This is a genomic window from Staphylococcus sp. 11-B-312 (assembly GCF_016743055.1).
Classification (GTDB): Bacteria; Bacillota; Bacilli; order Staphylococcales; family Staphylococcaceae; genus Staphylococcus; species Staphylococcus ureilyticus.
Window position 1 is genome coordinate 2,082,654 of sequence record NZ_CP068241.1, and the last position, 26,385, is coordinate 2,109,038.

General features: G+C 31.7%; 30 protein-coding genes and 1 other RNA gene. 5 read left to right on the forward strand and 26 right to left on the reverse strand.

Translation table 11 applies throughout. The features are described from left to right. Positions 1 to 12: 12 nt before the first annotated feature. The 5 genes from JG554_RS10030 to JG554_RS10050 all read right to left on the reverse strand — a co-directional run bounded on the left by JG554_RS10030 (position 13) and on the right by JG554_RS10050 (position 3,161). Entirely contained in the window at positions 13 to 396 is a 384-nt protein-coding gene (locus JG554_RS10030) for a YxeA family protein (protein WP_107359956.1), read from the reverse strand. Between the two features lie 399 nt (positions 397 to 795). Next, complete coding sequence (locus tag JG554_RS10035) at positions 796 to 1,395, reverse strand: SGNH/GDSL hydrolase family protein (RefSeq protein WP_107359955.1); 600 nt, start codon at positions 1,393 to 1,395, stop codon at positions 796 to 798. 11 nt (positions 1,396 to 1,406) lie between these two features. Beyond that, the gene (locus JG554_RS10040; protein WP_157948045.1) at positions 1,407 to 1,550 is read right to left on the reverse strand and encodes a hypothetical protein; all 144 of its coding nucleotides are present in this window, start codon (positions 1,548 to 1,550) and stop codon (positions 1,407 to 1,409) included. A gap of 229 nt (positions 1,551 to 1,779) precedes the next feature. Then, positions 1,780 to 1,989, reverse strand: a complete 210-nt coding sequence (locus JG554_RS10045) for a hypothetical protein (RefSeq protein ID WP_064209486.1) — start codon at positions 1,987 to 1,989, stop codon at positions 1,780 to 1,782. A gap of 974 nt (positions 1,990 to 2,963) precedes the next feature. Continuing rightward, a complete protein-coding gene (locus JG554_RS10050; protein WP_046207459.1) occupies positions 2,964 to 3,161 on the reverse strand; it encodes a hypothetical protein in 198 nt (65 codons plus the stop codon). A gap of 409 nt (positions 3,162 to 3,570) precedes the next feature. Between JG554_RS10050 and JG554_RS10055 the strand changes: the two genes are divergently transcribed. Further along, positions 3,571 to 4,182: a hypothetical protein gene (locus JG554_RS10055; protein ID WP_064209487.1), complete on the forward strand. Its 612-nt coding sequence runs from the start codon at positions 3,571 to 3,573 to the stop codon at positions 4,180 to 4,182. A gap of 1,007 nt (positions 4,183 to 5,189) precedes the next feature. Here JG554_RS10055 and JG554_RS10065 read toward each other — a convergent pair. The 3 genes from JG554_RS10065 to JG554_RS13225 all read right to left on the reverse strand — a co-directional run bounded on the left by JG554_RS10065 (position 5,190) and on the right by JG554_RS13225 (position 7,163). Next, positions 5,190 to 5,483 (reverse strand): antibiotic biosynthesis monooxygenase family protein, encoded by a 294-nt coding sequence (locus JG554_RS10065; protein WP_107359954.1) that lies wholly within the window; start codon positions 5,481 to 5,483, stop codon positions 5,190 to 5,192. A gap of 238 nt (positions 5,484 to 5,721) precedes the next feature. Beyond that, the gene (locus tag JG554_RS13220) at positions 5,722 to 5,877 is read right to left on the reverse strand and encodes a hypothetical protein (protein ID WP_182478112.1); all 156 of its coding nucleotides are present in this window, start codon (positions 5,875 to 5,877) and stop codon (positions 5,722 to 5,724) included. 1,130 nt (positions 5,878 to 7,007) lie between these two features. After that, positions 7,008 to 7,163, reverse strand: coding sequence for a hypothetical protein (locus JG554_RS13225; protein ID WP_206749091.1), 156 nt, complete (start codon positions 7,161 to 7,163; stop codon positions 7,008 to 7,010). Between the two features lie 376 nt (positions 7,164 to 7,539). Here JG554_RS13225 and JG554_RS10070 point away from each other — a divergent pair, with 376 nt between their 5' ends. Beyond that, positions 7,540 to 7,956, forward strand: a complete 417-nt coding sequence (locus JG554_RS10070; RefSeq protein WP_107359952.1) for a cytidine deaminase — start codon at positions 7,540 to 7,542, stop codon at positions 7,954 to 7,956. 39 nt (positions 7,957 to 7,995) lie between these two features. Here JG554_RS10070 and JG554_RS10075 read toward each other — a convergent pair whose 3' ends face one another. Genes JG554_RS10075 through JG554_RS10085 form a run of 3 tightly spaced genes read right to left on the reverse strand, consistent with a single transcriptional unit; the run spans position 7,996 to position 9,247 of the window. After that, a complete protein-coding gene (locus tag JG554_RS10075) occupies positions 7,996 to 8,451 on the reverse strand; it encodes a GNAT family N-acetyltransferase (RefSeq protein ID WP_107359951.1) in 456 nt (151 codons plus the stop codon). 12 nt (positions 8,452 to 8,463) lie between these two features. Next, positions 8,464 to 8,883, reverse strand: coding sequence for a FosB/FosD family fosfomycin resistance bacillithiol transferase (fosB, locus tag JG554_RS10080; protein WP_107359950.1), 420 nt, complete (start codon positions 8,881 to 8,883; stop codon positions 8,464 to 8,466). Between the two features lie 31 nt (positions 8,884 to 8,914). Continuing rightward, the gene (locus JG554_RS10085) at positions 8,915 to 9,247 is read right to left on the reverse strand and encodes a GNAT family N-acetyltransferase (protein WP_157948044.1); all 333 of its coding nucleotides are present in this window, start codon (positions 9,245 to 9,247) and stop codon (positions 8,915 to 8,917) included. 275 nt (positions 9,248 to 9,522) lie between these two features. Here JG554_RS10085 and JG554_RS10090 point away from each other — a divergent pair, with 275 nt between their 5' ends. Beyond that, entirely contained in the window at positions 9,523 to 10,056 is a 534-nt protein-coding gene (locus JG554_RS10090; protein WP_107359948.1) for a hypothetical protein, read from the forward strand. Between the two features lie 226 nt (positions 10,057 to 10,282). Here the strand turns inward: JG554_RS10090 and JG554_RS13385 are convergent, their stop codons facing one another. Continuing rightward, positions 10,283 to 10,516, reverse strand: coding sequence for a YolD-like family protein (locus JG554_RS13385; protein WP_198645506.1), 234 nt, complete (start codon positions 10,514 to 10,516; stop codon positions 10,283 to 10,285). 436 nt (positions 10,517 to 10,952) lie between these two features. Between JG554_RS13385 and JG554_RS10100 the strand changes: the two genes are divergently transcribed. Further along, positions 10,953 to 11,513 (forward strand): hypothetical protein, encoded by a 561-nt coding sequence (locus tag JG554_RS10100; RefSeq protein WP_107359947.1) that lies wholly within the window; start codon positions 10,953 to 10,955, stop codon positions 11,511 to 11,513. A 463-nt stretch (positions 11,514 to 11,976) separates the two neighbouring features. Here JG554_RS10100 and JG554_RS10105 read toward each other — a convergent pair whose 3' ends face one another. The 13 genes from JG554_RS10105 to JG554_RS10165 all read right to left on the reverse strand — a co-directional run bounded on the left by JG554_RS10105 (position 11,977) and on the right by JG554_RS10165 (position 24,808). After that, positions 11,977 to 12,225: a hypothetical protein gene (locus tag JG554_RS10105; protein WP_238394762.1), complete on the reverse strand. Its 249-nt coding sequence runs from the start codon at positions 12,223 to 12,225 to the stop codon at positions 11,977 to 11,979. A 135-nt stretch (positions 12,226 to 12,360) separates the two neighbouring features. After that, positions 12,361 to 12,720: a transfer-messenger RNA gene (gene ssrA, locus JG554_RS10110) on the reverse strand. 99 nt (positions 12,721 to 12,819) lie between these two features. Beyond that, the gene (smpB, locus tag JG554_RS10115) at positions 12,820 to 13,284 is read right to left on the reverse strand and encodes an SsrA-binding protein SmpB (RefSeq protein WP_046207457.1); all 465 of its coding nucleotides are present in this window, start codon (positions 13,282 to 13,284) and stop codon (positions 12,820 to 12,822) included. A gap of 22 nt (positions 13,285 to 13,306) precedes the next feature. Further along, the gene (gene rnr, locus JG554_RS10120) at positions 13,307 to 15,679 is read right to left on the reverse strand and encodes a ribonuclease R (RefSeq protein ID WP_046207456.1); all 2,373 of its coding nucleotides are present in this window, start codon (positions 15,677 to 15,679) and stop codon (positions 13,307 to 13,309) included. A gap of 35 nt (positions 15,680 to 15,714) precedes the next feature. Next, positions 15,715 to 16,455 (reverse strand): alpha/beta hydrolase, encoded by a 741-nt coding sequence (locus tag JG554_RS10125; RefSeq protein ID WP_046207455.1) that lies wholly within the window; start codon positions 16,453 to 16,455, stop codon positions 15,715 to 15,717. Positions 16,456 to 16,595: 140 nt separating this feature from the next. Then, positions 16,596 to 16,829: a preprotein translocase subunit SecG gene (gene secG, locus JG554_RS10130; protein ID WP_019469442.1), complete on the reverse strand. Its 234-nt coding sequence runs from the start codon at positions 16,827 to 16,829 to the stop codon at positions 16,596 to 16,598. Positions 16,830 to 16,897: 68 nt separating this feature from the next. After that, positions 16,898 to 17,359, reverse strand: a complete 462-nt coding sequence (locus JG554_RS10135) for a hypothetical protein (RefSeq protein WP_046207454.1) — start codon at positions 17,357 to 17,359, stop codon at positions 16,898 to 16,900. A gap of 263 nt (positions 17,360 to 17,622) precedes the next feature. Continuing rightward, positions 17,623 to 18,927 carry a surface-displayed alpha-enolase gene (gene eno, locus JG554_RS10140; RefSeq protein ID WP_046207453.1) on the reverse strand — a complete coding sequence of 435 codons (1,305 nt, stop codon included), beginning with the start codon at positions 18,925 to 18,927 and terminating at the stop codon, positions 17,623 to 17,625. Positions 18,928 to 19,121: 194 nt separating this feature from the next. Then, positions 19,122 to 20,639: a 2,3-bisphosphoglycerate-independent phosphoglycerate mutase gene (gene gpmI, locus JG554_RS10145; RefSeq protein WP_046207452.1), complete on the reverse strand. Its 1,518-nt coding sequence runs from the start codon at positions 20,637 to 20,639 to the stop codon at positions 19,122 to 19,124. Position 20,640: 1 nt separating this feature from the next. Then, entirely contained in the window at positions 20,641 to 21,402 is a 762-nt protein-coding gene (gene tpiA, locus JG554_RS10150) for a triose-phosphate isomerase (protein ID WP_064209491.1), read from the reverse strand. A 64-nt stretch (positions 21,403 to 21,466) separates the two neighbouring features. After that, positions 21,467 to 22,657, reverse strand: coding sequence for a phosphoglycerate kinase (locus JG554_RS10155; protein WP_046207450.1), 1,191 nt, complete (start codon positions 22,655 to 22,657; stop codon positions 21,467 to 21,469). 129 nt (positions 22,658 to 22,786) lie between these two features. Continuing rightward, entirely contained in the window at positions 22,787 to 23,794 is a 1,008-nt protein-coding gene (gap, locus tag JG554_RS10160; RefSeq protein ID WP_019469448.1) for a type I glyceraldehyde-3-phosphate dehydrogenase, read from the reverse strand. A 39-nt stretch (positions 23,795 to 23,833) separates the two neighbouring features. Then, a complete protein-coding gene (locus JG554_RS10165; RefSeq protein ID WP_226857817.1) occupies positions 23,834 to 24,808 on the reverse strand; it encodes a sugar-binding transcriptional regulator in 975 nt (324 codons plus the stop codon). 408 nt (positions 24,809 to 25,216) lie between these two features. On the opposite strand from JG554_RS10165, the gene JG554_RS10170 reads away from it, so the two are divergent. Then, a complete protein-coding gene (locus tag JG554_RS10170) occupies positions 25,217 to 25,444 on the forward strand; it encodes a hypothetical protein (protein ID WP_070657674.1) in 228 nt (75 codons plus the stop codon). A gap of 145 nt (positions 25,445 to 25,589) precedes the next feature. On the opposite strand, the gene JG554_RS10175 is transcribed toward JG554_RS10170, so the two are convergent. Continuing rightward, positions 25,590 to 26,237 (reverse strand): DUF4887 domain-containing protein, encoded by a 648-nt coding sequence (locus JG554_RS10175; RefSeq protein WP_070657672.1) that lies wholly within the window; start codon positions 26,235 to 26,237, stop codon positions 25,590 to 25,592. Positions 26,238 to 26,385 lie beyond the last annotated feature (148 nt).

Genomic DNA, 26,385 nt, shown 5'->3' on the forward strand with positions numbered 1-26,385 from the left:
AAGTTATAATTTTTAATTTTCAATTTCCTTCAATGCCTTTTTAGGTATATCCATTTTATTCACTTCTTCATACGTAGCCACATGGGCTCCTTTATGAGTGATTTTCAAATATTTGTCTAGCTTTAAAGTTTTTGCAGTTGTGAAAGTTATATCTCTACTTTCACCATATTTATTATAAGCATTTTGTGTGTAGCTAACTCTATCATATTCGAGAAATTTATCAGGCTTTTTTGTTTTTACATAACTATTTTCTTGCTTCACAAGGGGATTAATTTGATCAATTATGCCGGCAATTTCTCCCTCTTGCTTTTTTCCATTAGATACTATGTACATGCCTATTAGTATTATTGCTAAACCTAGTATTACAACTGGCATTAAAATCAATATCTTTTTCATTTAAAATCATTCCTTTCGTTATATAAAATTATTTTATCAATCAATATGAATTAACTGTACTTACAATATTGTTATCTTTTTTCACTTAAAATTTAGTTAATAGCAAAATATTATAAATAAAATTACTATTATTTATATAGTGAAATATATTTTCAAATACAGTTTTATTGTCTTTAGGACTAACTGTTATAAAAGCACTTTATTTTTAATACTTAAATTATAAATGCACCAGTTTATCTTGCTATGATTTCTATTGTCTTAAGTATTTTTACTTTGTTCATTTTTCCTAAAAAGTAAATACTGGATAATTAAAAAGGATAGGCATTCATTTGCCTATCCTTCTGCATTAAATCCAAAATGACCTGCTAGCTTTTCTGATTCGTAAAAAGTAGTTCATTTTTATATTTCTTTGCTCAATATATTTTTTATCTTTTCTTTAAAAAGTGGTGTATAAATATAGCGATAGCCTTTTAAAGTTGGGTGTGCATCATCAGCAAAAAGTGTATTATCATATTTTATTTGTTCATTTGCCCATTGATTGCCCCAAACATCTAAAATTTCAATATCCCATTTTTCTTTTAGTTTATATAAATTATATACCAAAAATTCATAATAAGGATCTGCTTTTCTAATACAAGTATAAAATAATATAGGCGTATCCAAGGTTAATTTAGCGTAACTAATAATATATTCCATTGCGCCAATTGTTGTTTCTACATCAAAAGCATTATGATCATATTCTTTTTTTATTTCACCTACATATTTATTTAACCTACCATCATTCGTTGATAACTGACAAATCAACAAATCAAATTTGTTTTTACTTAACTTCTCTTTTTTTATTCTTTGGACATATGAATTTTTTTCTGTTCCTGCCAAACTTGTACCCGAAAGTGCTTCTTTCGTTGTGTTCATATGAGATTCTATATTTAAAAATTCAACAAATGAAATCCCATGAGAAGCCGCACCATATGTAATTGAAGAACCTAAAAAAAGAATGTTTTTATCAGCTAAACCATCTTCTCTTTTAAAAAATTGGGAGTTCGGTTTAAACTACTTTTATTGCCTTTTCTTATATCATTAACAAAATTTGTCACTGCAGAAGCTAATTTCCCAACAATATACACGCTAATTAACATTATTACCTTTTTCAATTTTATAGCTCCTTTTGGACATTATCATATTAAATTCTCAAATATACACTTTAATTAGTTAGGTACATTGAATTACTAATTTTCATGATATTATAACTTGATTATGACAGAAAGTTTATAGTCTAACTGTATGCATAAGCCAATGAAAAACAACTCATGATATCAATATTTTTTATATTTCACATTGATAATCTTATTTAAGTATTCTATTTTATATAATTTAATCTTTTTAGTTCAAAAGTTCTACGTCTATTGAAATAATATTACTCACATTGATATATCTACCACTGTCTTTTAAGTAAAAGTATTCATGTTTCTTAATTGCTTTTTCAAACCTTTTTAAAGCCAATGCTTCACTAATTTCCCAAATATTTTCTACATACTCACGAAACATATTTCCATCGCTCGTTTTTATTTTAAAAACAAAAATTTCGTCCATCTATATTCACCCTGTGTAAGTATTATAAATTAATTATCCAACTAATTACTTAGCATTGCAAATTAGATACATTCCTAAATCGAAATACATTCTTACAATAACTTAATTGCTTTCAAAAATAATGCACAAGCACATATCATATAGATTTTTAATAAAACAAAAGCCCTCAACCGCAATGGGTGAAGGCTCGGCTATGAAGACGCTGGGAGTTCGTTAAAGCGATTAACTATACATTTTTATAACTATTGCTATATCAACGTTTACATTCTCTTGATGCTGTAGTGTAAAATATTAAAATTGCAAAAACAAAAGAAATTTGTGCACTCTTAATGTATTCGTTCCCGCATGCAAGAGTTAATTACTTAAATACTTAATAATGTTATTAATCTGTTTCTTTAAATCGTTCTTGAGTAGCTGGCTCAGCACTTTTTTCTTCGGTTGTATTTTCAGAATGTTGCTCTTTTTTTATAGACTTCCCAATTGTACGTTTTTCTTATGTATTTTCAAGAGTCGTTCCTTTATTTTTGTCCACAATTACTTATGCTTAAGATGCCTCATTTTGACCATAAAAAGGTGTTTCTATGTAATAGTGATTTTCGTCACTTTTGCCTTTGTGATGTATTAATCACTCTTATTAAAAAATACTTGATTTTCCGTTTATAACTTTTCATTAGCAATTGTTTTCGCTTGATTGATAGTTAATTTTCCACCTTAATCATGTGACTTATCATCGACATTTTGTTTGTTATGTTTTGAATTACTTTTATAATTTTCATTCGACTTTTTATGGTCTTCATTGGATTCATTTGAATTCCTCACATCATCCAGACTAATAAAATCACATCCACTCAAAAAAATTATAGTTACCAATGCTGAAATAAACAAACTTTTAATTTCACAATAAACTCTTATCTATATTCCTAGTACATATAACTTAGTAGAGATGTTTTTAACATAAAATACATAATTAAATATTAATATCCAAAATATTTATATATAACATATAATATTAATCCAATGGTTGGTCCACCAATTATTACCATAACCACAATACACCCAGTATCACCCAAAGCCCAATGCAATATTTTAAAGATTACTAGCCAAAATACAACAGTAACAACAATCCCTATAAGTAATATCAATAACATAGTAAAAATTCCAATTAAATCCATTCTATCCTCATTACTACTCCTTATACTGTTTTAAAATTTAACAAAGTATATTGTAACATTCTTTCACTTTCATTCAACAATAATGTTATTCAAAAAATATAATGTCCTATCATTAATTATTTACATATTGTTTTTCACTATCTAAAATGATTACAATTTTTAAATCTGCTATTCTTCTTTAGATTAATAACTTTCGTTACATATCCCATCATACATTAAGTTACTTAATATATATTTCTGACATTTACTCTGTAATACATCGGGCAATGAATTTACGTATACTTTTCGCTTTATTAAATAACCATAAGCATATTCACAAATATTAAATTTAACTATAACCTTTTGTTATCACTATTTTTTAGGTATAGTACAATTAAGTTAATAATTTATTTTTAAGGGAGAGCATTAAATGAAAAAGATTTTATTTTTATTATTAGCAAGTTTCTTAGTATTAGCAGCATGTGGCAATAAAGAAGAAAGTAAATCAGATGATAGTAAGGAAACAAAATCATCAAGTAATAAGAAATCAAATGATGAAAAGAATGATATTAAACAATCTGAAGATAGCAAAGACAAATCAAATGATAGTTCTAATGATGAAGTAACAAAACAAAATGAAATTAATGAACAACCTGTTCAATCACAAGAACAAGTGAATACACAAAAGCAACAGATGACACAACAACCTATTCAGTCGCAAGAGAAAGCAGAACAATCTGAATCTGAACAACAACAAAACTCACAAGTGGCTAATAAAGAGCAATCAAATGTACCTGCTGGTGACGCAATGTTTGGTGAATATAAAAAAGATGGTACTTATTGTACAGTTGGTGGTTGTTTAACACCTGAACAACAAAAAGACCAAGAAGAAGCAAATTATGAAGAGATGGAAAATCAAGGATATTCTCGTGAAGAGTACGATGAAATTCAGAATAAAGCTGCAGAATTACAACAACAAAGAGACAATGGAGAAATTTCATCAGAAGAATTTACGGATAGTTATCTTGAATTATATGATTGATAATCCTATTTAACATATTTTTATATGGGCATTAAACTATGCCCTTTTTATTTTAACTCCGCAATATCCTTCAAACTAATTCTATTTAATCCATTTCATTCATATAAATAAAACAATTGTACATAGTCATCTACTTTGCGAATATATCCTTCTATATTTTTAATATATCCACTTTCATAATAACTAATAATCACTTCTGAATCATTGAGCATTTCGAACGTTAAAGTTTATTCAATTCATATAGTTGATCATCGCTAAATAAAGACTTAACTATTTTATTCTGATCTTCAACATACTATTCTATCATTTCATACTTTTCGAGCATAAACTTGAAAAGATGTAATTTAACTAATCCATGTTCTTGTAGTATTCGTGATTAAGATATTCACGTAGTGTTTTACGATAATCAGTTTCATTTTTATAATTATCTGGAGTCATAGTATTACCTCAATAAATATTGACGGAACACTTGTTATTATATGTAAATAAAAAATAACCACCCATTGACATGTGTGAGTGGCTTATTAGAAAGACAAAAATATTCAATTAACTATACAAAACATTCATAAACTACGATTATTTCTAATTTTCATTGCTTTAATAACTATGTATATTGAATTTACACCCATTATAAGAACGTAAGGTATTAATATAATCAAATTTTCTAATTGTGTAATAAAAATAAGACCAAATAAAAATAAAATATTTAACCAAATAGATATAAAATAACTTGTGTCTAATTCAGGATTTATCTTCACAAAATCACCCATTCTTTAAAATTTCAACATAATTGCTTTATTGACATTGAGCTATGAAACAATTTTATTTTAACACAAAAAATAAGGCTAGCACATAAGTGTATATCCTTGATAATCAATCCATTACCCTATCAAAGCTTGTTGTACTCTCTTATCTGATACTTCAAATATACGTCCCACCATGATAATTTAATAATCTGTTGTACTTTATATATCACAGTTGTTGTTCAAGTGACCTAATTAAATCACTTAAATTTCTATTTTATAAAAATGTTCAACTACAGGAAAAGGTTCATAATAACAATGCAATAAAGACTTCCAATTATTATATTCTTCAGACTCACGAAAACCTATTGTATGATCTTCTAATGTTTCCCACTCAACCAATAACAGATACTTACCTTCTTCTTCAAAACATTTATTTAACGAATGATTTATATAGCCTTTCATTGAACTAATAATACTAGAGGCTTCTATAAAAGATTGCTCAAATTCATTTTCCATATTCTTTTTAACTTGTAACATCGCTCCTTCAAGTACCAATGCAAAATCCCCCTTAAAATATATTTTGAAAGAAATTAATACGATTTCCTTTTATTTTAACCACTTTTATATCATTAATCTATTTTGCTTTATTCCAATTGCTTTATTGACGTTGAGCCTCGCAATAATTTATTTTAATGATAGCATAAAAAAATAGGGCAAACACATAAGTGCTTACCCTTCTACTATTTTATCCAACACCCTATCAAATACTTGTTTCACTTTCTTATCTGATACTTCAAATAAACGCCCCACAATGACAATTTAATAATCTGTTGTACTTTTTAACATCACAATCTTTATAAACTGCTGTAATACCTTTTACAATCGTTCCTAAGTTCATATCTTGAATTTTTTCCATATCATGTGATTTATTCTTATAAGTATCTACCATATTATGATAATTACACACGTATCTTTCTAGAACAACTCTCAATAAATTTCAAAATTTTTATACATGAAAAAAGCCCTCAACCGTTGTGGTTGAGAGCTCGGATATGGAGACGGCGGGAGTTGATTATAGCGATTATCTATACATTTAAAAATCGCTATAAGTATTGTCAAATCAACGTTTACATTGCATTACTAAGTCAGTGTAAAATGTTAAAATTGCAAAAACAACATATTTTTGGGGCAACATTTATGTATCTATTCCGTATGCGTGAGATTCCTATTTTTTTGATTTTAATTGCAACTCACATGATTTACAATATAAAAACTGTCTGATTTTTTATACAGAAATATAAAAATAACCGGTATTAATAGAGAAAAAAATAAGCCTATTTGCTCCAAAAGATTCCCATAAAAATTTCTTGAGCCAAATATAGCTACAATAGATAATACGCCAAAAATTAAAACCACCTTTATCATTTTTTAATAAAAACTTGTTATCTCTTTTTATTATTATTTCGCTTTTAGTCTATATAAAATACAATGTTTTTTCATTATAAATTCACAAAAATAATATATATACAGCTGTTATTTATATGATACCATTAAATATGTAATATTAACCTAAATCTACAAGTTATTTCGAAAAAATCATCAAATATTTTAAAGTTGTAAAGGGTGCATATATTTGAAAATTAATAATTGTCCTAATTGCAAAAGTAGTAAGATTAAATTTATTAACAATAGAACATTACTATATCTCAATTTACTAATTAGTTTCATTTTCTTGTTTGTTTTTATTTTTAACACAAATTATTTCTCTAAACATACATTTTTAATTATATTATTTTTATTAACTATACTGAATTTATGGATTCTCTACTTTAAATTAGGACGTTACTATGTTTGTAACAATTGCGATTTTACATTCAATTATCAAACTAAAAGTGAACAAATTATAGAATACTATGATGACACTGAAAATTTAAAAGATGATACCTTTTTAAATTTCGAAATTCTATTTAAAGTTTTCAAAAAACAATTTTCTGCATATTGCATAATTTGTTTTCCGTTAATCATAATATTTTCAGTTTTACTAAATAGTGATATGGATAGTTCTATATTTATTTTAATTTACATATTTATTTCAATACCATTAGGAGCAGCTTTAGTTTGTATACTTTCTCTAGAATCTGAAATTTCAATTGCACGTAGCTTAAAATTAAGTAGAAATGAGATCGATTTCAAACAAGTATATAGTTCGCTTGCTAAGCTTCTTACTCTACTCACAACATTTTATACAATTGCTTTCACTAGAATTAGCCATAGAGAGATATTCAATTTTGATATCTTTTTATGGACTAATATATTTATTTTTACAATTGCATTAAGCAATTTCATTTTAGAATTCAACCATTATAGAAACTATTAAATCCGTTAATAAAACAAAGAATAAATATATATTTTTTCAATTTATTAATATCTATGTATTTGTTTAACATATATGAATCTGACATTCACTCTGTGCTGCATCGAGAAGTGAATATGCATATCGTTGTTCATTTGATGTTCTATAATTATCAATACATATTTCAAAAAAGCATCCCCTATTTATATTTAACTATAGTAGTATTGATTTATACAAATATTTATTGGAGGTATGTTTATGAATATTGAACAAAAACTTTTCGAAGATGCTAAATCCTTAATCAAAGAACGTTATCCAAAAGGATGGGGTGGTGCAGCTGCAATGTATTCGAAAAATGGAAACACATATACATCAGTCGCACCAGAAATTATAAACACTTCTAGTGCATTGTGTATTGAAACTGGAGCAATATTAGAAGCACATAAGTACCAAGATATAATCACTCATTCAATTTGTGTTGTAAGAGATGATGAATATAGGGATTTTAAAATACTTACCCCATGTGGTACATGCCAAGAAAGATTACTATATTGGGGAAATAAAATTAAAGTCGGTATAACAACTGATAATGAACAACCCCAATACAAAAATCTATATGATTTACAGCCACATCATTGGACTAATGCTTACGATGATATTGAATTTTCAGTATAAATTTATTATAAAATGAGCTAACTATTTAATTAGTTGGCTTTATTTTATATTATCGATACTTTTAGAGAATCCAGATGTCTTATTTTCAAAACCATTATTTTTATAAAAACTATAGACATTGTCTCTTTCTTCTCTTTTACCACTATTTAAAGTGAATGTTTTGCATCCTAATTGAATTGCTAACATTTCTGACTCTTTTAATAAAAGTGTTCCATAGCCTTTCCCTCTATAACTAGAATTAATAACGAACGCTAGTAAACGCATATATTCACCATTTTTTTCATAGAACAACATTTTGCACATACCACTTAAACCAATTATCACGTCATCTTTTATTAAAAGTAATAAATAATAATCTTCATTATTGTATATCTTGTTCAAACGATTAACTAAATCCTCTTCTATTGTTGGATAACCTAAATCTTCATATAAAACTAACAATTCATCGATTTTATTTAAGTCACGTTCATCAAATAATCTTGTTTCTACATTCATAATATAACCTACTTATTTATAAAATTTCATATGTGGCTTTTCTTCTTTATAATAATCTAACCTATCTTGTAATGTACCTGTATGTAGTTCTAACTTGTGCCCGTCTGGATCAGTGAAGTATATTGATTTCTTATCTCTTATATCTCTTGTACGCCCTTCTAATATGTTCACATTTCTAACTTTTAACCATTGATACCATTCTTTAAATTCACTTTCATCAATTGTAAATGCCATATGCGTATAGGAGTATTGAATTTCATTTCTTGGTATATCTTTTTCTTCATTCAATGCCAGCCATAGTCCACCTAAAGTAAAATAAGCTGTCTTATTACTCTCTACTAGAATGTTAGCTTTTAAAATATCTTTATAGAAAGCAATAGATTGCTTAATATCTGATACTGAATAAGTAACGTGATTTATAGATTGAATCATTTAGTACCACCTCTTATTTAAAATTTAGTTGTTAAAAGTTTTTTCTATAACCATAAAAATTTCTAAAACCTTGTTTTTCGTAAAATTTTGCTGAACGGTTTGTTGCTAATAAATCAATTCTTGTATCTGGATACATTTTATGTAAATGATTTATCAACTCATTACCTATCCCCCTACCTCTTTTATGCTCTATTATAAGCAACTCACAGATAAACAAAGTAGTATAACCATCTGTTAGGCCTCTAACAAAGCCAATAACATTATCGCATTTATCAACGGCAACTATTGTTATGGAATTTTCTAAAGATTTCTTGTAGTTATCTTTACTTTCAACAAGCTCTTGCCATCTCTCAAGTTTATTCAATTCATTAATTTGTTCCCAATAACGTAAACGAAATTCTACTAATTTAAATTCAATGATAAATGCACATCCTTTTTTTATAATTCACAGAATATTCTAACATAGATAAACACAAAAATAATCTCTACATTAAATAGATAATACTACGTAACCTTTTATCGAAATGTAATATAAGTAAATTCACAAACAGTAATGTTAATCATAACTTTTTGTTATCACTATTATTTTTAAGTATAGTACAATTAAGTTAATAATTTATTTTTAAGGGAGAGCATTAAATGAAAAATTTTTTATTTTTATTATTAGCAAGTTTTCTAGTTTTAGCAGCATGTGGGAATAAAGAAGAAAATAAATCAGAAGATACAAAAGAAACAAAATCATCATCAAAAGATGATAAGAAAAAATCAAATGATGATAAAAATGCATCTAAGGAAAAGAAAACAGATAAAGAAGATAACTCTGATAGCGATAATCAAACTACTAGCAGTGACAGTCAATCACAAAATAGTGATGGCCAACAAGCTAATTCAGATCAACAAGACCAACAAAATAAACAAATGAATGCTAACCAACAACAAAACACCGCTAACACACAACAACCGCAACAAGACAATCAACAAACTAACGGTTATGATCCTAATAATCCATATATGAATATGCCTGACCAAGAATGGCGTAAAAACACTGGGGATGGTCTTTCATCTGGCGAAAAGCAAACTATGTATGCAATTGAAAATAATCAATATGAAGTTGAAGACGCAGAGCAAAAACTTGCAGCATTAAAATATTATCAAAATAAATATAGTCAATAATATTTACGATCACACTACTTGTGCATATATCTTTTATAAAACAACCCACCTAAACGATTAGGTGGGCTTATTTTATCTCCACAATATCTAATAAATTAACATTACTTAAACCAGTTACTTTATATAATTGTAGAGTTTCTGTGTACGGGTCTATTTTGTGTATGTAATTCACTTTTGTTTCAATATATCCACCTTCAAAGTAACGTATGTCAATTAATGGGTGGTTTTACATTTTTAATATTAATGTATCGTTTAAATCAGCAAGTTGGTGGTCTCTTAATGTGGGCTTGTCTATCTTATTTTGGTCATTCATATACTGTTCTAATCTTTCGTACTGTTCGGGCATCGTCTTGAATGGTTGCCATTTAACCATTCCTCTGCCCTTTGGTATGCGTGGATTAAGATATTCACGTGGTATTTTACGATAGTCAGTTTCATTTTTATATTTATTTGGCATCATAGTATCACCTCACTAAACACAACGGAACTTTCGTTCGCATATGTAAAAAAATAACCACCCAGTGACTAGTGTGGGTGGATTAAATCAAAACGGTACAGTTAGCTTCTTACTACTAAACGCAAGTAAGTCCACTCCACGTAATAAAATAAAACATACAACCAAATGATAGTATGCCAGTGTTAAACACTGTTTCCTCATTTATATTGTACCATAAAAAATAGGGAAAGCGCATATTGCCTATCCTAAACGGTATTATTAGAGAGCACTCTATTAAGGAATGGTAAAACTTATTCTAGTAATTTAAAATCATTTTATTACTTATTGATTTTAGTAAATACTATCAGTTTGGAATTATATTGCAACACTTATGAAAAATACCATTTTATTTTACATTATATTGTTATGTTAGTTATATAAATCAAAGGAGGTATTCATTATGAACAATTATGCGAAGTTTACTAGTATTGTATTAGCATCAATATTTACGTTATCTTTAACCGGTTCACCTATCACACAAGCGAGTAAAGAAAACATTAATGTCCATCAAAAACAACAATTGAGTATAAATAACATACCAAGTGATGCACAAAAAGAAGGAGACCACTACGTTAAATATATTTCAGATCAAGAGTTAAAATCAGAATTAAATAAAAAAGGATATGATACTAGCGGTTTTGAATCAGCTGAAAGTAATAATAGTATCAATACTTATGCCGCTAAAAAAGGCGGAGTAACAAAAGCAGTATATGGTAAAGGCAAAAATTCGGATAAAGTAGACTTATACCTATCACATAGTGCAGCAACAGGTATAATAAAAGCTGGAGGGTCTGGTGCAGCTGGTGCGTTAGGAGCTTTAATTGGCGGTGTATCAGGTGGTTTTACAGGTTCGTTTGCAGGGTATCTAGTTAATGCATTTGGCGGTAATGCAGTTCCTAAAAATGGCATTATAATTAAAGGTAAAGTTGATGGTACTGTAGATAGTGTTGTAAATCAGTAGCAAATGAGGTGTTTTCTATTATTAAAATTTTAATTGTTTTTTTATCAGCCTTATTATCCACGTTGTACGCGTTGCTAATTTTAAACTTAGTTACCAATCAGACATTAAGTTCTATCTTAATAGGAATTGGTCTATTTATAATAGTATTTACAATTACTACAATTGGACAAAAGATGAATAATAACAAAAATAAATAAAAAAAGGGGTGGTTTTCAGCCCCCTTTTATTTACTTCATTTTATCCAATAAACTATTAAACATCTGCCTAATTCTTTGTGACTGCACACCAAATATACTCCCAGTTTCTTCAAATTTCACACCATTACTAAGTAATAAGAATAAATTATGTTCTTCTTCAGTCGCTACTCTTTCAACAATAGCCTCTAATTCATTAAAAAATATAACATCTTCAAAGCTTGTATCGTTATTATCTATTGTTTTATGGTAGTTTAATATAAATTCTTTTACAGTACCTTTATCATACTTCGTACATAATCTACTGTCTTTGCAACACGTTTTAATATAACTTCTTTTGCGTGTCTTAACGTTAATTCACTTATGCCCATCACATCAGCTATAACGTTCTCTGTATGGTTGTTATCATCCCACCATGACAATTTAATGATCTGTTGTACCTTTGTTTGGGTATTGTTGTATACCTCTGTAATGCCTTTTACAATCGATTCTAGGTTCATATATTGAAGTTCATCCATATCACTAGTTAGATTCTTATAAGTATCTACCATATTATGATAATTACACACGTATCTTTCTAGAACAACTTTCAATAAATTTCAAAATTTTCATACATGAAAAAAGCCCTCAACCGTTGTGGTTGAGAGCTCTTATAGTGGAGACGGCGGGATTCGAACCCGCGTCCAGAGGTCCTGATACTAATCTTTCTACGTGTGTAGTCTATCAAGGTATTTCGCATAATGTTAGGTGATAGACAGCCGACATTATGCTAGTTCGATTAATCTCTTCTAGGCAGACTTCGAACGGCAGTGCCTAGCGTATCCTATTAAGGTTGAATCGCGTTAACTGCACATAGGAAATGCAGTTAGGCGATGCAGAGTGCTATTAGGCAGCTACTGCGAAATTATTGTTTGATTTGTCAGTTAATTTTTAACTGTGTGTGTTGGTGCGGAGACAACCCTCCGACACGCTTAACTAGCTCGGGGACCCCTGTCGAATCCAAAAACGTCCCCTTAATAATATAATGTACTTTCTGCAGATTTAATCATCTATCTTTTTCAGAAAGCACATATTATATTACCAAAGATCGAAGTCTTTGGCAATATTTTCGCTTAATAACGCGCTTTAAGCGCTCTATCTACGTCACGTTTCATTGCTTTTTCTTTCAATGCCTGACGTTTATCATGTTTTTTCTTACCTCTTGCAACACCAAGTAAAACTTTGCATTGACCGTGTTTTAAATAGAGTTTTAAAGGAATGATGGAATAACCAATTTCTCTAGTACGTTCTCCTAATTTTGCTATTTCACGTTTGTGTAATAGTAATTTGCGTGAACGACGTGGGTCATGGTTAAATCGATTTCCTTCTTCATATGGGGCAATGTGCATATTATTTAAAAACATTTCGCCACGATTTACTTGCGCATAGCTATCTTTAAGGTTTGCACTGCCACGACGAATGGACTTAATTTCTGTCCCTTTCAACACAATGCCCGCTTCAATCGTATCTTCTATATTAAAATCATGTCTGGCCTTACGATTTTCAGCTAATGTTCCTGGTGATTTTTTCTTTGGCATTGAGTTTCACCTCTTTGTTGAATTATTTTTTCTTCTTACGAGCTTTATTTTTCACTTTTTTATCTTTGTAAAATGGCTTGTGTTTGGTGTTACCACTTGCTTGTTTGTTTTTATTGCGTTGGTTTTTACCTTTACGTTGTTTCTTCTTGCCTTTTTTATCATTATTTGAGTTATCTAATGATTGACCGCGTGGCTTCGCTTGAATCGTCTTACCACGTGAAGGTCTTGGACTACGCTCTTTTTTCGGTAATGGCATACCGACAATTTGGAAATCGATCATACGCTCATCAACATCTACGTTAACAACTTTGATTTTAACTGGATCACCGATGCGGAAGACTTTAGCTTGGCGTTCTCCAATCATTGCCATTTGACGTTCATCGAAGTGATAATAATCGTCGGTCATCTCTGATACATGTACCATACCTTCGATTGTATTTGGCAATTCGATAAACATACCAAAATTAGCTACAGAGCTGATGATACCTTCATATTCTTCTCCGATATGTTGAACCATATATTCTGCTTTCTTCAATTCATCGGTGTCACGTTCTGCTTCGATCGCTCTACGTTCTCTTTGAGATGTATGATCAGCAATTTCTGGTAATGCTTCTTCCCATTTATTAAGTGTTTTATCATCCATTGTTTTATCAATAAGATATTTACGAATAAGTCTATGCACGATTAAATCTGGATATCTCCGAATCGGTGATGTGAAGTGTGTATAGTGTTCTGCTGACAGGCCGAAGTGACCTAGATTCACATCATCATAACGTGCTTGTTGCATTGAACGTAACATCATAGTAGAAATGACCATTTGCTCTGGTTGACCTTCTACTTCTTGTTGAATTTTTTGTAAAGTTGATGGATGTACTTCTTCGCCAGTACCTTTAATCATTAAACCAAAGTTAGTAATAAAGTCAAAGAATTGGCGTAAACGTTCAGATTTCGGTTGCTCGTGTACACGATATATAAATGGTACATTTAATCGATCGAAATGTTCTGCTATCGTTTCGTTGGCTGCTAACATAAACGATTCGATGAGACGTTCACCTTCACCGCGTTTTCTTAATTCTACGTCTGTTGGAATGCCTTCATCATTGACAAGTACTTTGGCTTCACTGATATCGAAGTCAATTTCACCACGGCGTTTACGCATGTTGATTAAACGTTCAGACAAGTCTTTAGCTAAATCAAGCATTGGTGTAACTTCGTTATATTGTTTGCGCGTATCTTCATTTTGATCTGTAATAATTTCATTCACTTCATCGTATGTCATACGATAATTTGAATGAATCACACTATCAAAGATTTCATGATTAACCACATGACCACGTTCATCTAATTCCATCTGGCAACTTAAAGTTAGCCTATCTACTTGTGGATTCAATGAACAAATACCGTTACTAAGTCGATGAGGTATCATTGGAATTACACGGTCAACTAAATATACACTTGTTGCACGGTCGTATGCTTCTTCATTTAGTGCTGATCCTTCCGTTACATAATAACTGACATCAGCGATACTCACTGTCAATTGTGTATGACCATTATCTAACTTCTTGACACTAATTGCGTCATCTAAGTCTTTAGCGTCTGCGCCATCAATTGTAATAGTTAGCTCATTTCTTAAATCACGACGTCCTTCAATTTCAGATGGTTTGATTTCATCTGGTACAGCTTCAGCTTCTTCTAATACCTTATCTGGAAATTCTATTTCAATACCATGTTGATAGATAATCGACAAGATGTCGACACCTGGATCATTTTTATGACCTAAAATTGCTGAAACTTGGCCTTCTGGGTTATCGGTACCGTCCGCATATTTCGTGATTTGTACTAATACTTTATGCCCATCTATCGCACCTAAATTATGACCTTTAGGTATAAACACATCTTGCATAATGCGTTTATCATCTGGTAAGACAAATCCAAAATGTCGAGCTTCACTGTACGTGCCCACTACTTGGGTAACGGAGTGTTTTTCGATTGATTTTACTTCACCTTCCAGCTTACCTTTATGTTCACCTTTAGAGTTTTGTAATTCGACAAGTACAGTATCTCCATCCATTGCACGATTAATCTTTGTAGGTGGGATAAAGACATCATCCATCTCATCGTCTTCAGGACGTAAGAATGCAAAGCCTTTTTTATTTTGACTAAGCGTACCTTGTATTAATTTCGATTGTTTTGATTTTTTAGATTCCTTACGTTGGTATCTGTCTGTCTTCGTACGTTGAATTAATCCTGTTTGTTCTAATTCAACAAGTACCTTGATTAAGTCTCTAAATGAGTCGGCACTATTTAAACCTAATGCATCTTGAAAATCTGATACAGACATGGGTTCATAATCTGGTTGCTTAATAATTTCTTCTATGGATTGCTTTAAATTCATTATGCCCCTCCTTTCTATAATTAAATACTAAAAATTTATTTGGACCAATCTAATGATTCTAAGAATTGGTATATATCTTCAAAAACTTTTTCTTTTTCTTTATCAATTGTAATGACATGTCCTGAATTCGCATACCATTTAATTTCTTTATCATCAGACTCGCTGTCATTGTATATAATATTAGCAGAGTCGGTATTAATCATTTGATCTTGCTCACCTTGGATAACAAGTAGCGGATCCATTACCTCGTCTACTTGATTACGTATACTTTGAATCTGACCTTGTAGATCTTTTAACGTATCTGTTGGATGAAACGCATCCATTTCTTTTTCTATTGTCGCTTCATCTTTGCCTTCGTATTTTTTGAAATTACGCGCATACGTTAAGACGCCATCAAACATTGCACCTTCAGTCTTAATATGCATAGGTGAACACATTGTTATAATACCCTTTACATCTCTATCTAAGCTTATTTTTAATGCATAACAACCACCCAGTGATAAGCCAGCAACCACAATTTCATCATATCCTTTATCAACAAGGAATTCGTATCCATCTATTGCATCTTTATACCATGCAAATGGACTAGATTGCAGTATCTCTTCTGGTGGTGCTGCATGACCATCATATTGTGGTGCATAAGAAGTGTAACCCTTTTTTTGTAAGAATCTACCTAACTGTCTTACATCTGAAGAATTCCCTGTAAAACCATGTAAAAGTAATACAGCACGATTACCTTCTTCAAAAAAGAATGGTTCTGGTAATCTAATTTGCATTGTGACTCAATCCCTTCATCCAAGCTATTAAAATAATTATGATATCAGTTGTACTCAAAATATATTCCCTACTTCGAATCATTTAAAAGTCGAATACTTCCATTATAAATAAAAAAGCCCGACTTTTACATTGTCGGACCTTATAAACCAAAATAACTTATGCCTAACATTAACAAGAAGAAAATGACAGACAATACAATTGTTAATCTATGCAAGAATAAATCAACGCCACGTTGTTTTTGTTTACCAAATAACTGTTCAGCGCCACCGCTTATCGCACCTGATAGTCCATTACTTTTACCTTCTTGGAGTAATACAACAGTCACTAATGCAATACAATCTAAAATTAAAATGATCATGAAAAATGTATGCATAAAAATTGTCCTCCATTCATTATATACGAACCGCATTATATCACACGTTTATCTTATTTAGCAAACTTCTATCTATTAAAAGTGCTTTTACGTTTAATTGAAACAACCAACATATATATCGCTAAAATAAGTGACATGATCAATACAATTGTTAACGGTAAGATATTAATCATTGATTTTGTATCTAATATCGCTTCATAAACCGCATTGATATTAACTAAATTATATAAAATTTGTGAAGTGAATACTGCAAACATAAACCACCACAAATAAGTATGCCTATTCCAAATCGCAATAATCCCTGTTAAATTAGCAATCACATACATGATACCTGTAAATTGGAAACTGTTTTTTATCACACCAATTGCGTTTTCAGAAGGCTTTTGTCTACTATTTATTAACATTTGTTTTATTACACTATCGTCTAAAATAACGAATAAATGAATCGCATAAAGTATTGCTATAATTAGTGAAGTGTATGCAAGAAAATGACCTGTTCGAATTTCTTTTGTTTTAGGTTGTGCCTTCATAATCAGTCAATGCTCCTTCTATAATTTACACTATTAATTATATCAGTTTCACAAACAAAGATGAACAAATTAAACAATGTAAATCTTGTATTTCATTAATATGTATGTTTCTCTGACACAATTGGTCATCATAACTGAAATCGACAGGTATCGCAATAACCTAACTGCACCATACGCATAGCGTATGATTTTTTTATCCAATAAAAAACACGTAAACCCATAGGGTTTACGTGTTAGCGCGTGAACTCATTTTTAGATAAACATTATTTATCTAAATTGTAGAATGATTTAATACCATCGAATTTGCCTGTTTCAAATAATTCATCTTCGATGCGTAATAATTGATTGTATTTAGCAATACGGTCAGTTCTTGATAATGAACCAGTTTTAATTTGACCTGCATTTGTAGCAACTGCGATATCAGCAATAGTTGTATCTTCTGTTTCACCAGAACGGTGTGATACTACTGCTGTATAACCAGCTTTTTGAGCCATTTCAATAGCATCAAATGTTTCAGTTAATGTACCAATTTGGTTAACTTTAATTAAGATTGAATTACCGATACCTTTTTCGATACCTTCTGATAATTTAACAGTGTTTGTAACGAATAAATCGTCACCAACTAATTGAACACGATCACCGATACGGTCAGTTAATACTTTCCAACCATCCCAGTCATTTTCATCCATACCATCTTCAATAGAAATAATTGGATATTTATTAACCAATTCTTCTAAATAGTCAACTTGTTGTTCTGCTGTAAGTTTTGAACCATTTTCGCCTTCGAATTTAGCATAGTTATAAACACCATCTTCGAAGAATTCTGATGAAGCACAGTCAAAGCCTAAGAATACATCTTTACCAGGTTCTAAACCTACTGCTTTAATCGCTTCTAAGATTGTTTCAACAGCATCCTCTGTACCTTCAAATTTAGGAGCGAAACCACCTTCGTCACCTACTGCTGTTTCTAAACCACGGTTTTTAAGGATTGATTTTAAGTTGTGGAAAATTTCTGCTCCCCAACGTAATGATTCTTTAAATGTTTCTGCACCAACTGGTAAGATCATGAACTCTTGGAATGCGATTGGCGCATCAGAGTGAGAACCACCATTTACAATGTTCATCATTGGAACTGGTAATTGTTTACCATTGAAGCCACCTAAATATTTATAAAGTGGTTGGCCTAATAAATCAGCTGCTGCACGTGCTACTGCAATAGAAACACCAAGAATAGCATTTGCGCCTAATTTACCTTTATTTTCAGTTCCGTCTAATTGAATCATCATTTTATCAATTGAAACTTGTTCTAATACTGAAAATTCACCTTCAACTAATTCAGGTGCAATAATTTCATTTACGTTTTCAACAGCTTTCGTTACACCTTTACCTAAATAACGTGATTTGTCTCCATCACGTAATTCAACTGCTTCGTGCTCACCAGTAGACGCACCTGATGGTACAAGTGTGCGACCAAATGCACCGCTTTCAGTTAATACTTCTACTTCCACTGTTGGGTTGCCGCGTGAGTCAAGGACTTCGCGAGCATAAACATCTGTAATAATTGGCATGTTTGTAATCTCCTTTATAAATAAGTAGTTTAGAAATATTAAATTTCATCTTTATTATAGCTATAAATACTATAAATACAAATAATTTAATTACTTCATTTTGATTATGCGTGCCATCAGTCATTTAAGCAAATCTTAAACAATGACACGCCCTTATATTTCTGGTCTTTAGACCATATTGTGTTTATATTATTTTAATGCTTGATAAGTGATTCGCCAGTCATGTCTTCAGGTTGTTTTACTTGTAACAAATCTAATAGTGTAGGCGCTAAATCACCTAGTCGACCTGTTTCACGTAAAGTTTCACCCTCTTTAGTAACAATCACTGGTACAGGGTTAGTCGTATGTGTTGTCATTGGTTGCTCATCATCAGTGAGTACCATATCTGAGTTACCATGGTCAGCTGTAATGATGGCGTGACCACCCATATCAATAATTTTATCTACGACTTCACCTAAACACTCATCAACTGCTTCAATCGCTTTAATCGTAGGTTCAAGCATACCGCTATGCCCCACCATATCAGGATTGGCAAAGTTTAATAAGATTAAGTCTAAGTCACCTTTATTTAACTCTTCAATCAGTGCGTCTTTGACTTCATAAGCACTCATTTCTGGTTTAAGATCATAAGTTGCAACTTTAGGTGAGTCAATCAATCTACGACGTTCACCTTCGAATTCATCATTGCGTCCACCACTCATAAAATAAGTGACATGCGGGAATTTTTCAGTTTCCGCTATACGTAACTGTTTCAAGCCATTATCTTGTGCAACTTCACCAATTGTATTTGTTAAGTCGACTTTTTCAAAAACAATTTTTGCATCTACATTATCATTATATTTTGTAAATGTAGCGTAAAATAAGTCATTAACTTGATCTACTTTAAAGCCTTCAAACGCTTTATCTGTAAAGATTTCAGACAGTTGACCAGCTCTATCAGGACGGAAGTTATAGAAGATGACTGCATCTCCATCATTCACTCCATTATTTTGGTCTTTGATGATAAATGGTTCGACAAATTCATCAGTTAAATCTTTAGCATAGTTTGCTTCAACACCAGCTTTAGCTGATTCAAATGTTTCTCCACCAAAGTTACGAATTGCGTTATAAGCTTTTTCTTCTCTATCCCAGCGTTTATCACGATCCATTGCGTAATAACGACCTGAAACAGATGCGAATTGGCCAATGCCTAATTCTTTAAATTTAGCTTCTGTTTCTTCGATATATTTAAGTGCTGATTTTTGGTCGACATCACGTCCATCTAAGAACGCGTGTACATAAACGTTGTCAACGCCTTGCTTTTTGGCTAATTCTAATAAAGCAAATAGATGCTTGTAATGACTATGCACACCACCATCTGACAATAAACCAAAAATATGAAGTGCTGATTGATTGCCTTTTACGTGTTGAATCGCCTGGTTCAATACATCATTTTCAAAGAAATCACCATCTTCAATAGATTTATTGATACGTGTTAAACTTTGATAAACAATGCGTCCAGCGCCAATATTCATGTGTCCAACTTCTGAATTACCCATTTGACCTTCAGGAAGTCCAACATCCAAGCCACTCGCTTCGATTTGTGTTGTTGGATATTGATTATAATAACGGTCAAAATTAGGTTTATTAGCTAGTTTCACAGCATTACCATGCTCACTTTCTCTATTTGCAAAACCATCTAAAATAATTAATGCAGTTGGTTGTTTAGCCATATTATTTTGCACCTTCTAACAATTGTACAAAATCGTCCACTTTAAGAGATGCGCCACCTACTAATGCGCCATCGATGTCTGATTCTGCCATGTATTCTTTTATGTTGTTAGGTTTAACACTACCGCCATATTGAATACGTGTTGCTTCAGCAACTGATTGTCCTGATAAGTCTGCAATCGTTTCTCTTACAAATGCACACATTTCATTGGCATCTTTTGCAGTTGATGATTTGCCAGTACCGATTGCCCAAATTGGTTCATATGCAATGACAACTTGTTTCAATTGTGTTTCAGATAATCCTTCAACAGCTTTTTTCACTTGGTTACCAACAACTTCATTAGCTTTGCCACTTTCGCGTTCTTCGTCTGTTTCACCAACACAAATAATTGGAGTCATACCATGATTGAATACGGCATGTGCTTTTTTGTTAATATCTTCATCTGTTTCATGGAAGATTTCACGACGCTCAGAGTGTCCAATAACAACGTATTTTACACCTAAATCAGCTAATGCTACTGGTGATGTTTCACCTGTAAATGCACCATTATCTTCATAAAAAGCATTTTGTGCACCAATTTGTAAACCTTGTGCTTTACCTTCATTAACTGCTGTTACTAAGGCATCTAATTGAATTGTTGGAGCACAAATGACAGATTCTACCTCTTTAGTATCTGGTAATGCTGGTAATTCATTAATAAAATCTTTAGCCTCTTGAACTGTTTTGTTCATCTTCCAGTTACCCGCAATAATTGGTTTTCTCATTATATACACTCCTATTAGTAAATTATGATTAATGTTTAATCAAGTTTTGCTCGTAAATTAACGATTATTTATTAGCAATCGCAACGACACCTGGCAGTTCCTTACCTTCAAGATATTCTAATGAAGCACCGCCACCAGTTGAAATGTGACTAAAGTCATCAGCATATCCTAATGAAATCGCTGCTGCAGCTGAATCGCCACCACCGATAATTGTGTTTGCATCTTTCATTTCAGCAATTGCTTCACAAACCCCAATTGTACCTTTTGCGAAATTACTGAATTCAAATACACCCATAGGTCCATTCCAAACTACTGTATGAGCGCCTTGTAGTTTTTCTTTGAATAATTCTACAGTTTTCGGACCAACATCCATCGCTTCTTGGTCGGCAGGAATGTTATCAACAGAAACTTCTGTAATCTTCGCATCATTAGAAAATTCTTTTGCAACTTTACAGTCTACAGGTAATACAATTTGATCTCCTGCTTTTTCTAACAATTCTTTTGCAAAGTCTACTTTATCTTCTTCTAATAAAGATAAGCCGATTTCTTTACCTTGCGCTTTGAAGAATGTGTATGACATACCGCCACCAATAAGCACTTTATCTGCAATTTTCAATAAGTTAGTGATTACACCAATTTTATCTGAAACTTTAGCGCCACCAAGAATTGCAACTACAGGTTTATCTGGGTTTTCTACAACACCACCGATATATCTAATTTCTTTTTCCATTAGATAACCTGCTACAGTTTCTAAGTGAGCTGCAATACCTACGTTTGACGCATGTTTACGGTGTGCCGTTCCAAATGCATCATTTACAAATACATCACCTAATGATGCCCAGTATTCACCTAATTCAGGGTCATTTTTAGACTCTTTTTTACCTTCTAAATCTTCAAAACGTGTATTTTCAACTAATAGCACATCACCTTCATTTAAATCTTTAATTGAGTGCTCTAATTGTGTTCCACGTGTTTCAGGAACAAATGCCACGTCTTTATTTAATTTTTCAGCTAATGCATTAGCTACAGGTTTTAAAGTTAATTCTGCTTTATCACTTTCTTCTTTAACTTTTCCTAAGTGAGAGAATAAAACGACTTTACCACCTTGTTCAATAATATATTTTATAGTTGGTAAAGCTTGAACGATACGGTTGTCGTCCGTAATTTCACCGTCTTTCATAGGTACATTAAAATCTGCACGTACAAGTACAGTTTTACCTTTTAACTCGATATCAGATACAATTTTTTTTGTCATGTAATCTTCCTCCTTTAGATGGATGAATAAAGTAAAATAAGCGGAGAAGCGTTGAGCTCCCCGCTTACTCCTAAGCTTATTGATTCAATTTCACAACGCTATACTTGTTAAACTAAAGTGAGCATCAAATTATTTAGCGTGACTTGCTAAATATTCTAATGTGCGTACTAATTGTGAAGTGTATGACATTTCGTTATCATACCAAGCTGCTACTTTAACTAATTGACGATCTCCAACAGTCATAACACGTGTTTGAGTTGCATCAAATAGTGAACCGTAAGTCATTCCGATTACATCAGAAGAAACGATTTCATCTTCAGTATAACCGAATGATTCGTTAGATGCATTTTTCATTGCGTTATTTACATCTTCGATACTTACATTTTTATCTAAAACTACTGTTAATTCAGTTAATGAACCAGTTGCAACTGGTACACGTTGTGCTCCACCGTCTAATTTACCATCAATTTCAGGAATTACTAGGCCGATAGCTTTAGCAGCACCTGTTGAGTTAGGGATAATGTTTTCAGCAGCTGCACGTGCACGACGTTTGTCACCTTTTCTATGAGGCGCATCTTGTGTGCTTTGGTCACCAGTGTAAGCATGAATTGTAGTCATGAAACCTTCGATTAAACCGAATTCATCATTCAACACTTTAGCAACTGGTGCTAATGAGTTAGTAGTACATGAAGCACCTGAAACAACGTCTTCTGAACCATCTAAAGTATCATGGTTAGTGTTGTAAACGATTGTTTTCAAGTCACCTTTAGCTGGTGCTGAAATCAATACTTTTTTAGCTCCTGCATTGATATGTGCTTCTGCTTTTTCTTTATCTGTAAATAAACCAGTACATTCTAATACTACATCGATATCTAAGTCTCCCCAAGGTAATTTGCTTGGATCTGGCTCAGAAAATGATTTAACTTCTAATCCGTTAACGCGGAAACCATTCTCTTCAACTTCAACTTCTCCTGTGAAACGACCTTGTGTAGTGTCATATTTTAATAAATGAGCTAACATTTCATCATCTGTTAAGTCGTTTACTGCTACTACATCGATTCCTTCTACATCTTGAATTCTTCTGAATGCTAAACGACCAATTCTACCAAAACCATTAATTGCTACTTTAACTGCCATTATAATGGCCTCCTTTAAAATGATATTTAAAAAGTGGAATCACTTTTTATTACTATTATTCGCGATAATACTTGCCGCTCCTTCATCTGTGATTAACACAGTGTTTTTGGGTGCAATCGAAAGATAAGCTTTAATTGCCTCTCCTTTTGATTTACCCCCAGCAACGGCAAAGATAAACTTTTTCGATACAAGGTCTTCTAATTGAAGTCCGATTGTTTTTACTTTGTGAACGATCTGCCCTTGTTCATCGAAATAATATCCAAATGCTTCTCCCGAGGCATTGTGATGTTGAAGTTTTTCAATAACTTCACTAGGTGATTGACGTCTACGCGCCATCTTCAGCGCATCACCAATGCCGTGGATTGTAATATTTGCTTCTTTAATTTTTTCTAAAGTGTGTATCACTGAAGGCTCTAACATAAGTGTATTATACGTTGTTTCACTGACATTATCTGGTACATAAAGCGTTGTATAATCTCCATCTGTTTGCTGTGCCATACTGGCTGCAATCGTATTGGCTTGATATACAACGTTTTCACCAAGCCCACCTCTTGCAGGTACAAAAAATACGTCGTAAGGTTGCCGATGCATAGCTTCACTTACGTATGCCATCGTTGAGCCACCAGTAACTGCTACAGTTGCATGATCGTATAAAACATCTTCAACTAGCTGTCCGGCTTGTTTAGATAATTCAATTTTAACCGTTTTATCAGTGTCTGAATCACCAGGAATGACATAAACATCTTTAATGCCATATTTTTCTTTGATAATTTGAGCAAGGTGATGATCATCTGAATAAACGTTAAAATAACTATTGAGTTGGCGTACTGTCGTTTCACCAGCTTCAGTGATTTCCATACCTGTGGGTTTAACTTTGATAAGTGCTTGTTTCTTTAAAACATCTGTTTCAGAACGCAACACTCTTTCAGTTAAATCCATATATTCACTTAAACTACGTCTACCGACGGGTTGATACTGAGCGATAGTAGTGAGTATTGAAAAACGACGATACATCTTTTCAACAATTTCTGGGACAAGCTTTTGTTGAATTTTTATCAAGTTCTTCACTACTAACCTCCTCCGTTTCTATATACAAGGGTCAAGTTCTAACCATAGATTGACTTTTTACGTCCCTACTGGGACAAAAAAATATAACCTCTTATATTTGCTATAATACTACTATACATTTAAAAAAGCAAGAGAAATACTTCGGTCTTAAATAAAGTGAAATTTATACTTTTATAGTTCTATTCTCTATAGAAATATTTTACCCATTTTCTTTTTTTATTAATCATTTTCCACATGACATTTTTTAATTATATGTTAAACATAACATCATCAACATGCGTTTCTTTGAAACAATCTCCAATTATGCTTAAAATAAATATAAATTTAATGAGTTATTTTTCAGGAGGAATATACATGTCTAACAATAAACACCCAGAAGTTATAGACCCAGAAGATAAAAGATACAAAGATGACGATTACTTTAAACAAACGAAAGAACATTCTCAAAAAAATCCATATCAATCATTTGATTACAACAAACACATTGGTTGTCATTTAGGTCCATTTGGTTGTTTAGGTGGCTGCTTATCAATCATACTGCTTTTGTCATTCATTTCATATTTAGTGAGCTTATTATTTTAATCATTCTTTTCTTTGTTTCATATGATTCTTACTACAAATGATAAGCTGCGTTTCATTCTAGTGCTTAATTCACATTAATATTTATAAAAAAACACGCACTGTATGTGACAGCGCGTGTTCTATAAATATAATTTTCTTTTTATATTTAATCTTCATCAGATGATTGTGAACTTTTTTCTGAGTTTGAATTATTATTTTGCGTTGAACGTTGTTGAGTATTTTGTTGCGTACTGCGTTGTTGTGTAGAAGGTTCATTCGTCTTCTCTTCTGTTGAAGGCTCAGATGTGCGCTCTTCAGTAGAAGGTTCACTCGTCTTTTCTTCTGTTGTTTTTTCTTCTGTTGAAGGTTCGCTTGTTTTTTCCTCTGTTGAGCGTTCTTCAGTAGTACGTTCTTCCTTCGTTTTTTCAGGTGAATCTTTTTCTTCCGTAGTTCTTCTTTCTTGTGTTCTAGGTTGCTGTGTCTGTTGGGTTTGTTGCGTCTGTTGTGTCTGAGGAACTTGTTGTGTTTGCTGTGTCTGTTGGGTTTGTTGTGTTTGGTTTGTTTCTTCAGTTGATTTTTCTTTTTTCTTGTCTTTTTGTTCCTTAGTTTTTTCTTTCTTTTTGTCTTTTTCTTCTTGTTTTTGGTCTGCCAAACGTTCATTGGCTTTATTTGAATGATCTACGAATGCAAAAATTGCAAAAACTAACCCACCTATAAGTAATAGGACAATCAATCCACTGATCAGTTTTGCGAAACCACTCATTTTTTTATTATCTTTGTCATCAAAATTGTTATTTTGATTATGCTTAGGCATATGCTCCCCTCACTTCAATTTATATCAAATCATCATTTTCAAATGGCATTTAACTTCATGTTAGAACTATATTTTACAATTTTACACTATTTCATTGATTAAACAACCTTATTAACCACATTTTAATGTAGTTGTTACTTTGATTTCC